The sequence below is a fragment of the Patulibacter ginsengiterrae genome, assembly GCF_056269115.1.
Genome location: NZ_JBWDOG010000004.1, coordinates 68,747 through 79,132, shown reverse-complemented (window position 1 = coordinate 79,132; position 10,386 = coordinate 68,747). Strand labels below are relative to the sequence as shown.

The window sequence follows — 10,386 nt, the reverse complement described above, 5'->3', positions numbered from 1 at the left end:
GCGTGAACCGACCGTTTGGTGGGTCGCGCGTCGCGCGGGTGACGGATCGGGTCGTGGTACGCGCCCGGGCGGCCGGCGGGCCGGCGTCGACCTGACCCCGAGACGACGGGGGCCGAGCCCGTCCGCGACGAGCCCGGCCCCTGTCGGTCGGCGTCTTGCCTGGGCCGCCGGGCGCCGCGAACGTCGCGGCGCCCGACGGACTCGGGATCAGCGGATCCGGATCGCCTGCGTGATCGCGGTCCGGCCGCTGCCGATCCGGACCGTGTAGCGGCCGGCCGTGAGCTTGCGGCTCACCGTCATCCGCGCGACGGTGCCGCGGGCGTAGGTCCGGCCGCCGCGGGTGAGGCGGGCCTTGGCCTTCGTCGCGGCCTTGCTCGTGCTCTTGCCCGTGGTGACGGAGCAGGAGACGCGCTGGCGCTTGCCGGAGCGTGCGAGCTTGCAGGTCACCTTGGCGTCGCGGCCGGCGGCACCGCGATCGCCCTTGGCGCCGGCGTCGCCCTTCGCGCCGGCGTCGCCCTTCGCGCCGGTCTCGCCCTTGGCGCCCGGAGCGCCGTTCGCGCCCGGGTTGCCGTTCGCGCCGGCGTTGCCCGTCGGGCCGGCGGCGCCGGTGCTGCCCGCGTCACCCTTGGCCCCGTCGGCACCCGCGGCGCCGTTCGCGCCCGGGGCACCCTGCTCGCCCTGCTCACCCTTGGGCAGGTCGACGCTCTGGCCGCTGAGGGCGACCGTCTGCTCGCGATCGGCGGTGTTGGTCGTGAAGACCAGCTGCGCGGTCGACGTCGCCCGGACCCGCGACGGCGCGAACCGGACCAGCACCCGGCAGGAGCCGTTCGGCGCGATCGTCGCGTCGTCACAGTCGTCCGACGAGGTCAGGAAGTCGCCCTCGGAGGCGTCGTCGCCGGCGCGGACCGCGAGCTTCTCGATCTTCAGCGGCGCGTTGCCCGGGTTGGTCACCGTGACCCACTGCCCGACGCTGACCGTGCCGGTCGGCTGGGCCGTGAAGACGGGGGTGTTGGCGACGAACCGCGGCCCGTCACCGGTCCACGGCGTGACCTCGATCGTCTTCTCGGTCGTGATCGGCGCCAGCGAACCGGCGTCGGTGTACTCGCGCATCGAGTCGTTGGTCACCTTGACCGTGACCGAGCCCTTGCGGAGGCCGGTCAGGGCCCGCGTCTGGGGATCGAGGATCGCCGTCTTGCCGGCCTCGCGGGCGGCCTCGATCGCGGCCTCGCCGCTGCCGATCGCGAGGCTCTCGGAGCCGGACCAGCGGACCGACATCGGGTAGGCCAGCGGCACGACCCGGGTGCCGTTCTGGACCCCCGACGGCTGGACGATGCTGCCGCTCAGCGGGACCGAGGTGCTGACCTCGATCGACTCCGGCGTGTTGAGGGTGATCGACTGCGCGAACGCGCGGACGTCGGCGGTCAGCCACTGCTGGTCGGCGGTCGCGTCCTGGTCGACCGACCAGTTCAGCCAGCCGGTGAAGCCACCGCGGTCCGGCACGCCGTACGGGGCCTTGCCGGACGACGGCAGGACCGTGTACGGGACGCCCTCGACGCGGTGGACGTCGGCGACCTGCGCGTGGCTGCCGACCATCGAGACGCCCTTGTCGCTCGTCTCGCGGAAGTCGGTCAGCAGCTTCTCGATCAGCTGGACCTCGGTCCGGTCACCGAGCTGGCTCTGCTTGGTCGCCTCGGGGTCGTCGACCGGGTGGTGGGCGAAGACCATCACGTTGTCGACCTTCGGGTCGCTCGCGGCGGTGTCGAGTGCCTCCTGGAACATCGGCAGCTGGCCGAAGTCCGACGCCCGCAGCGAGCCGAGCGCGCTGTTGAGCAGGATGAAGCGGGTGCCCTTGTGGTCGAAGGTCCCGTAGCTCGGGCCGAACTCGGCGTTGAACGGGGCCAGGTCGCCCTGGCCGGCGGCCCGGTAGGACTCATGGTTGCCCGGCACGTAGTAGCAGGGGGTCTTGTCGGCCGTCGGGGCCGGCGTGTCGTCGCGACCGATCGTGGTCGAGAGCGGGATCAGCTGGCAGCCGCCGGTCTCGAGCGTCTGGCGCGCGAGCGTCAGGTCGGCGGGGGCGCCGAGGTCGGTGATGTCGCCGTTGAGCACGATCAGGTCGGGCTTGGCCTGGCGGATCCGCTCGAGCGCGGCCACGCCGACCTTCGCCAGCTCGGGGATCGCGGCGGTGAACTGGACGTCGGAGAGGGTCGAGAACGACCAGTCGTCGTTGCCGTTGGTCCGGCCGTCGGGCGAGAACAGCGGGTCGGGCCGGAGCGCGTCCTGGGCCGGGATCTCGACCTCGGCGGCGTTGTCGGCCTCGATCTTGTTGAAGACGACGTAGCCGTCGCGCTGCTTGAGCGCGGCGGTCTCGATCACCTGGAGCTGGCTGATCTTGATCGGGAACTTGGTGTCCGCCGGCATCGTCCACTCGAGGTTCGTCCAGCCCGGGCCGGTCGGCCCCGCGGTCAGGAGGTTCTTCGAGGCGCCGGTCGCGTCGGTCCAGTAGAGCGAGCCGAACTGCATGTCGTGGCTGGCCTTGATCCGCGCGCGGATCCGCAGCGGCTGGCCGGGAACCGCGGGACGGGTCTCGACCGGGGTCTTCGAGATCCCCATGTTGCGGGCGGCGGCGTAGGTCAGGCGGAGGCCGTCGGGATCCTGCGAGAGCGTCTTGGCGGTGCCCGCCGTCCCGTTGGTGGCCCAGCGCGAGACCTCGTCGGCGGCGTCGAACGCGTAGACGGGATCGGTCTGGACGCCGACCGAGATCGGCAGCTTCGCCTCCTGCCCTCCGGCCCGGACCTTCAGCAGCGTGCCGCCGTTCTTCAGCGGTGTGATCCGCAGGCCGGTCCCGGACGGGGCGATCCGGACGATCGAGCGGTCGTAGTCGAGATCGAGGTCGGCGGCCTCGACCGGGGCGGTGAAGCCGTGGCCGTCGCGGCCGGTCACGCGGATCGTGGTCGCGGACTCGGGGGCGGCGTCGGCGAGCGAGAGCCGGGCGCTGGACAGCTCCAGCGTCCGCAGCTTGCCGAGCACCCGGACCTGGGTGTCGGCCTGGGCGGTGTCGGCGGTCGAGCGGACCTTGATCGTGCCGCGGGCGTCGGCCGGCGCGGCGAGCAGGCCGCCGTCGACGCTGCCGGCGCTGGTGCTCCAGCGGACGTCGCCGCGGGCGAGCGGGACGGGGGTCTGGTGGTCGTCGATCGCCTTCGCGGTCAGCGTCCGGTGGAGGCCGGGGAAGACCCGGGCGGCCTTGCCCGAGGGGCTGACGACGAGGTCCTCGGCCTTGCCGCTGCCGGGGGCGACGAAGACGCCGACGCCGTTGGGGTCGTAGCGCTCGGCACCGTCGGAGGGGCTGTTGCGGACGTTGACCTTGTCGGCCCCGAGCGTCCGGGCGACCATCGTCGTCGAGCCGCCGCCGTCGAGGTTGAGGGCGGTCTCGGCCCCGAGCTCGTCGTGCATGAAGTGCGCGAGCTGGCGCATGTCGGCGCCGAGGACCGGGCTCTGGCGACCGTCCCAGGTCACCAGCATCATCGTCTTGCCGCCGTCCTTGAACCCGATCACGGTCCGCGGGTGGACGTCGGTGTCGAGCTGGTCGTCGGGCACGACCGCGCCGTCGCGGACGAGCACCCGGTTGGCGCCGAGCGCGAACTTCATCTGCTGGGCGACGGCGTCCTTGAGGCCGTAGGTCAGCGAGGCGTCGTCGCCGGGCTGGAGCGCGCGGATCGCGTCGGCGGCGCCGTTGCGGCCGACGAGGGTGAAGCCGTCGCTGGGGACCTCGCCCTCGCCGGCGCCGTTGGCCTGGACCGAGACGACCTTGCCGTCGCGGACGATGACCTCGGCGATGTTCGGCGAGCCGGCCATCGCGCGGGCCCGGCTGGGCGTGCCCCAGACCGGCGTGTAGGCGACGATCGCGTCGGCTGGGCCGCCGCCGGTGTTGGCGACGTTGAGTGCCTGGACCGGGTGGTCGGTGCCCTTGAGGGTGGCCTTCGCCTCCAGCGCCATGTCGACCATCCGGCCGACGCCGTCCTTGCCGACGCCGACGTGGTCCCAGCCGGTGAACGGGCCGCTCTTGAGCAGCTCGCCGTTGCGGATCTCGCCGCCGAGCGGGGCGTTCGAGTTGCCGATGTCGAAGAAGTCGCCGTTGATGCCGGCGACGGCTCCGGCCTTGTCGGCCTTCTTCGAGATCGGGCCGGCGTCGGTGACCTTGTCGCCGGCCAGCAGATCGCTCGAGACGGCCGCGTTCGAGAGGTCGGCGGTCAGGATCTGCTGATCGAACCAGCCGGAGGGCTGGAGCGTCTTGAGGTGGCGCAGGGTGACGCCGGGGCCGAGCGGCTCGGTCTTGTCGACCAGCGTCAGCGGGGCAGCGTGGGCAGCGGTGACGGGGACGGCGAACGCGAACGCGCACGCGGCCCCGGCCAGCCACCCCCGACGGCGCCGCGACGGGCGCACGGAAGGCTGGAGATGCACTGAGGGATCCCTTTTGGGTCGGTTGCGACAGCAGCGAGCCGACCCCTCCTGGCCGGGGTACGGCCCACCGAGGCAGATTCACGCGCGAACGACCGGCCCAGGTGAACGGGAGGTCTTGATCCTGTGGCGATCTCGTGAAGACGACCGTTTGTTTGATTTGGTACCCCGGGCGGCGGCGCGGACGGCCGGACGACGAGCGCTACGGGGACGCCGAGGGCGGGGACGGCGAGGGCTCCGGGGACCCCGGGGAAGGCGGTGCCCGCGGCGACGCCCGCCGCCGTGGGCACCACCGAGGCGTGGTTCCTAGGGGGTCGGCTTGCGCCCGACGATCACGTCGTAGTCGACCGAGCCGCCGTCCATCAGCAGCCGGTGGCGGAACCGCTCGCTGTGGACCAGCTCGGTCGTGGCATCGATCCCGGACAGCCGTTCGAGCGCGCCCGCGGCGCCGCCCCACTCGTCGGCGACCAGCGCGGACGAGGCGGTCAGGGCGACGAACGAGCCGGCGGGGAACGTCGACCAGAGGCCGACCAGCCGCTCGATCGGGATGTGGTCGGGGCCGAGCGCGGCGGCACAGGTCAGCGCGTTCAGCTGGTGGCGGGCGATCGCGTCGGTCAGCGCGTCGTAGGCCTCCGGCCCGCCGTCGTCGACCAGGTACTCGGCGTAGAGCCCGGGACGGTCGCGGGCGGCGGCGTCGCGGGCCTCGACCAGGGCGTCGGAGGCGACCGGCGTCGCGATCCCGGCGTCCCGCAGCTGCTCGCCGATCACGCCGTTGCCGGCGCCGAGGTCGAGCACGCGGATCTGCGAGGGCGCGAGCCCGGCGGCGGTCACTGCCGCGACCAGCGACTCGACGATCTTGCGCGGCGACGCGCACTGGAGCAGGCGCTGGACGACCTCCTCGTAGAGCCCCGGGATCGGGTAGACGAGGTCGTAGTCGTGCAGCCGGATCCGCTGCTCGCTGCCGTCCGGGCGCCGGACGATGAACGTCTCCTCGTGCTGCGCCGCTCCCGGGTGGCGCTCGAGCTCGACGACGTAGTCCTTCTCGCTGTAGGCCATGCCCCTAACCTCGCAGGCTGGTCCCGGGCGTGCGCGGGTCGACCGACTCCGGGCACGCCGCGGGAAGACCAAGTCGGCCTGCTTCCCAGGGCTGATGTCGCCGACCACATCAACGATGAGCCGGACCAGATCGCCGTGCAGAAGGCGGGTCGGGCGACTTCGGCGCTAGGACACCTGGGTCGGGAGCGTCCGGCCGCGTCGCGGTCAGCCGGTCGAACGGGCCGCGGCGGCGACGAGGCCGGCGAGGCGGGCTCCGGCGTCCTCGATCTCGGCCCGGGTCGAGGCGACGAGCACGTGGCGCAGGCCGAGGGCAGCGGCCTCGTCGCCGGAGAGGTCGCTGCGGCCGACGATCGCATCGACGGGCACGCCGGCCGCGGCCGCGCGGCGGGCCACGACGTCGATCAGCTTGCCCGCGGCCGTCTGGCGGTCGAGGCGTCCCTCGCCGGTGACGACCGCGACGGCACCGTCGAGCAGCCGGTCGAGGCCGAGCACGTCCAGCACCCGCTCAGCGCCTGGGACCAGCTCGGCGTCGAACGCCGCCCAGAGCCCGCCGGAGAGCCCACCCGCGGCCCCGGTCATCGGCACGCCGCGAGGGTCGCGGGGGAGGGTCTCGGCGAAGGCGTGGAGGCGGGCGGTCAGCCGGACGATCGCCGCCGGATCGGCGCCCTTCTGGGCGCCGTAGACGGCGGCGGCCTGCTCGAACGGGGTCGTGACGTCGCAGAGCACCGTCATCCGCGCCCCGCGCAGGCCGCCAACGGCCCGGATCGCCTCGATCGCGCCCGCCCCGCCGTCGCTGGTGGCGCTGCCCCCGACGGTCACCAGCAGCTCGCGGGCGCCGCGGGCGACGGCCGCGGCGATCAGCTCGCCGGTGCCGCGGGTCGACGCACGCTCGGCGTCGCGCTCCTCCGGGGCCACGAGGCCGAGTCCCGACGCCTGCGCGATCTCGATCACGGCCGTTCCGGCCGGGGTGCCGTCCAGGCCTCGGGGGTCGTCGGGGCCGCGACCATCGTCGTGCGCGCCGACGCGATCGTCGAGCAGTCCGAGTCGGGCCAGGACCGGGCGCCCGAGCGGGTCGTGGACGGGCACCTCGACGGCGACGCCGCCCGCCGAGAGCAGGGCGTCGAGCGTGCCCTCGCCGCCGTCGGCCGCGGGGCAGACAGCGGCACGCAGGCCCGTTCGGCGGATCCCGTCGGCGATCGCCGCCGCCACCTCGGGGCTCGAGTACGTCCCCTTGAACGAGTCGGGGACGACGACGATCCGGGCGGCGAGGGGCGGAGCATCGTCGCGGTCCATCGCGCGAGTCTGCCGGTTCGGGAGGACCGACCGCGGCCGCAGCGTCAGCCGCGCCCCGCCGAGCGGCCGGCGATCGTCGCGAGCGACCGGTCCGCGGCCTCGTAGGCGGCGCGCAGCAGCGCCTCGATCAGCGCCTCACGGAGCGCCGGAGCGGTGGTCTCGAGCTGCGCGAAGGTCTCCGGGGTCAGCACCAGCAGCTCGGCGTCGCCGACCGCGTGGGCGTCGAACCGGTGCTCGCGGCCGGTCACCAACGGCGACTGGCCGAAGCTGGTGCCGGGCGACATCCCGATCCGCATCGAGGGGTCGCCCGGGGCGGCGGCGACCACGCGGCCGTCGAGGACGAGGAACAGTCCCTGGGGCGGATCGCCGGCGGCGACGATCCGCTCGCCGTCGGTCGCCCGCCGGGTGACCAGCAGCGGCAGCAGCTCGGCGCTGTCGAAGCCCGCGAGCAGTGGGTGGTTCATCGCCTCGATCCGACGCTCGCCGGGCCCGTAGCGGGCCAGCAGCTGCTCCTCGCACCAGGCGATCGCCGCCTCGAGGTGGCCGAGCACCGGGGCCTGCGGATCGGCGCTGGCGGCCGTGACGATCCGGTGGTCGGGGTCGACGACGACCACCTCGCAGCCGCCCTCCCGCAGCCGCTTGCGCAGGTCGACGAGCATCTGCCAGGCGACGCCGCTGACCTCGTCGACGCGACGGACGTCGAGCACCAGCAGGTCGAGGTGCGGACCGGCCGCCTCCGCCCGACGGACGACCGACTCGGCGCCGGCGAAGAGCAGGTCGCCCTGGAGCTCGTAGACGCGGGCGCGGTGACCGTGCTCGCGCAGGACGCGGGCCTCGGCCGGCGGGCGCTCGCGCAGCGACGGGGCGGTCGCGACGTTGTAGCTGCTGCGGACGGCGGAGCGGGTCGCGCGGCTGACGTGCAGGAAGTGCAGCCCGAGGTCGCGCGACAGCTGGCGGCAGGCCGCGACCCCACGGACGCTGTTGCCGTGGGCGTCGAGTCGGGGCGAGAAGACCGCGATCCCGATCTGCCCCGGGAGCACGGCGATGATCCCCCCGCCGACGCCGCTCTTGGCGGGCAGGCCGACGTCGGCGACCCACGCCCCGGCGCCGTCGTACATCCCGCAGGTGGTCATCACGCTGAGCACGCGGTCGACGTGGTCGACGTCGAGCAGCCGCTCGCCGCTGTGCGGCTCGACCCCGCCGTTGGCCAGGGTCGCGGCCATCCGGGCGAGGTCGCGGCAGTCGACCAGCAGCGAGCACTGCCGCAGGTAGACGTCGAGCGCGCCGGTCGGGTCCTGCTCGAGGACCCCGAACTCGCGCAGCATGTGCCCGATCGCGCGGTTGCGGTGCCCGACGGCGAGCTCGGCGGCGAAGACCTCCTCGCTCACGGCCAGGTCGCGGTGGGCGAAGCGCGAGAACGCCCGCTGGACGCGGTCGAACTGCGCCTCGGGCGTCGTCCCGGCGACCAGCGAGGCGGCGGTGATCGCCCCGGCGTTGATCATCGGGTTGCGCGGCCTCCCGGTCGTCGGGTCGAGGCTGATCTCGTTGAAGGCGTCGCCGGACGGCTCGACGTCGATCTTCTCCGCGACGGCCGCGACCCCGCGATCGGCCAGTGCGAGCCCGAAGGTGAAGGTCTTCGAGATCGACTGGATCGGGAACAGGGCGCGGCTGTCGCCGACCTCGTAGCAGTGGCCGTCGGCGGTCGCGACGCAGATCCCGAACGACTCCGGGTCGATCATCCCCAGCTCCGGGACCGGATCGAGCACCGCGCCCGAGCGGTCCTCGACGCAGGCGGCGTGAACCGTGGTCAACAGGTCGGTGACGAGGGAGCTCATCGGCTCCGGGCATCCTCGCGCGCGGCGCGGACGCCATCCGTCGCCGAGCTCCGTCGCCTAGCTCAGGTGGGCGCCGCCGTTGACGTGCAGCGTCTGCCCGGTCGTCCAGGCGCCCGCCGGACCGGCGAACGCGACGATCGCGGCGGCGATCTCGTCCGGGTGCCCGGCGCGGCCGAGCAGCGTGCGGTCGACGAGCGCCTGGTGCCGATCGGCGGGCAGCCCGTCGCCGAAGAACTCGGTCCCGGGCACGTAGCCGGGGGCGATCACGTTGGCGGTGATCCCCTCCGGACCGAGCCGGGCGGCCAGCGCCCGGTTCCAGCTGATCAGCGCGGCCTTCGCGGCCCCGTAGGCCTCCCCGCCGCCGTCCGCCGCGGCGATCGACGAGACCGTCACGACCCGGCCGCCCGGGCGGCGCAGCAGCGGCGCGAGCGCGGCCGTGGTCAGCACGGCGGTGAGCACGTTGACGTCGAAGCACCGGCGCCAGCGCTCGGCCTCGGCCTCGAGGTCGGCGCCGGGCCCGGCGGCGGTCGCCCCGGCGTTGTTGACCAGCAGGTCGAGCGGTCCCCCGACGGCGGCCGCGAGCCCCGCGACCTGGGCCGGGTCGGTCAGGTCGGCGACGTGGGTGCGGACGCCGAGCTCCGCGGCGGCGGCCTCCAGGATCGCGCCGCGGCGGCCGACGATCAGGACGTCGTCGCCCGCGGCGGCGCAGGCGGCGGCGGTCGCCCGACCGAGGCCGGTGCCGCCGCCGGTCACGACGACGGTGCGGGGAGAGGAAGCGTTCATGCCCGAGAGCGTCACAGCCCGGTGATGCCCGATCAACACCTCTACGGTCGTCTGTGATACCCAATTGACGGTGGATCTCGGTCGCCTGCGCTCGTTCGTCGTCGTCGCCGAGGAGCTGCACGTCCGGCGTGCGGCCGAGCGCCTGCACATGACCCAGCCGCCGCTGAGCCGTCAGCTGCAACGGCTCGAGCGGGAGCTCGGGGTCGTGCTGTTCGATCGCAGCCGCCGGGGGATCAGCCTGACCGCGGCCGGTACCGCGCTGCTGCCCGAGGCCCGCGCGCTGCTGGCCAGCGCCGACCGGGCCGCGACCGTCGCCCGCGACGCCGCCGCCGGACGCCACGGAACGTTGCGGATCGGCTTCGTCGGCAGCGCGTCGTTCTCGCTGCTGCCGCGGGTGCTGCGGCGCTACCGCGAGCAGGCTCCGGACGTGCGCCTGACGCTGCACGAGCGGACGACCGCGGCCCAGCTGCGGGAGCTGCGCGAGGGCCAGCTCGACGTCGGTCTGGGGATGCAGCCGCCCGTCGCCCCCGACCTGGTCGTCGAGCCGATCGGCCGCGAGCCGCTGGTCGCCGTCGTCGGCGCCGACCATCGCTTGGCCGCCGAGCGACGGATCCCGCTCGCCGCGCTGGCCGGCGAGCCGTTCGTGCTCTACCCGCGGGGCGAGGGGCCCGGGATGCACGACCTGACGGTCGGGCTCTGCGCGGAGGCCGGATTCACGCCGGAGGTCCGCCAGGAGGCGGTCCAGATGGCGACGATCGTGAGCCTCGTCGCGGGCGGCCTCGGGGTCTCGGTCGTGCCCGCCTCGGTCGCTGCCCTCCGGCGCGACGACGTCCGCTACCTGGCGCTCGAGGAGGACGCCGCGGCGGTCACCACGGTCGTGGCCTACCGCCAGCGGACGCCGGTGCTGGACCGGTTCGTCGCGGCGGTCGTCGCCGAGGCCTGAACCCGGGCGCTCTCCGCCGGG

General features: G+C 74.4%; 6 protein-coding genes. 1 reads left to right on the top strand and 5 read right to left on the bottom strand.

Features of this window, described 5'->3' with window-relative positions:
* Positions 1–207 precede the first annotated feature (207 nt).
* From ACVUH9_RS08275 to ACVUH9_RS08255, 5 genes are all read right to left on the bottom strand, one after another.
* Positions 208–4,440, bottom strand: coding sequence for a phosphodiester glycosidase family protein (locus ACVUH9_RS08275; RefSeq protein WP_475755781.1), 4,233 nt, complete (start codon positions 4,438–4,440; stop codon positions 208–210).
* 321 nt (positions 4,441–4,761) lie between these two features.
* A complete protein-coding gene (locus ACVUH9_RS08270; protein WP_475755779.1) occupies positions 4,762–5,511 on the bottom strand; it encodes a class I SAM-dependent methyltransferase in 750 nt (249 codons plus the stop codon).
* A 204-nt stretch (positions 5,512–5,715) separates the two neighbouring features.
* Positions 5,716–6,804: a glycerate kinase gene (locus ACVUH9_RS08265; RefSeq protein WP_475755777.1), complete on the bottom strand. Its 1,089-nt coding sequence runs from the start codon at positions 6,802–6,804 to the stop codon at positions 5,716–5,718.
* 44 nt (positions 6,805–6,848) lie between these two features.
* Positions 6,849–8,639 carry a glutaminase A gene (gene glsA / locus ACVUH9_RS08260; RefSeq protein WP_475755775.1) on the bottom strand — a complete coding sequence of 597 codons (1,791 nt, stop codon included), beginning with the start codon at positions 8,637–8,639 and terminating at the stop codon, positions 6,849–6,851.
* 57 nt (positions 8,640–8,696) lie between these two features.
* Positions 8,697–9,422: an SDR family NAD(P)-dependent oxidoreductase gene (locus ACVUH9_RS08255; protein WP_475755773.1), complete on the bottom strand. Its 726-nt coding sequence runs from the start codon at positions 9,420–9,422 to the stop codon at positions 8,697–8,699.
* A gap of 70 nt (positions 9,423–9,492) precedes the next feature.
* On the opposite strand from ACVUH9_RS08255, the gene ACVUH9_RS08250 reads away from it, so the two are divergent.
* Positions 9,493–10,365, top strand: a complete 873-nt coding sequence (locus ACVUH9_RS08250) for a LysR family transcriptional regulator (RefSeq protein ID WP_475755771.1) — start codon at positions 9,493–9,495, stop codon at positions 10,363–10,365.
* The last annotated feature ends 21 nt before the right edge of the window (positions 10,366–10,386 follow it).

Bases quoted from the DNA above. Each gene is read 5' to 3' on its own strand.
- ACVUH9_RS08270 (WP_475755779.1), bottom strand. From the start codon at position 5,511: ATGGCCTACAGCGAGAAGGACTACGTCGTCGAGCTCGAGCGCCACCCG.
- ACVUH9_RS08265 (WP_475755777.1), bottom strand. From the start codon at position 6,804: ATGGACCGCGACGATGCTCCGCCCCTCGCCGCCCGGATCGTCGTCGTC.
- glsA (WP_475755775.1), bottom strand. From the start codon at position 8,639: ATGAGCTCCCTCGTCACCGACCTGTTGACCACGGTTCACGCCGCCTGC.
- ACVUH9_RS08255 (WP_475755773.1), bottom strand. From the start codon at position 9,422: ATGAACGCTTCCTCTCCCCGCACCGTCGTCGTGACCGGCGGCGGCACC.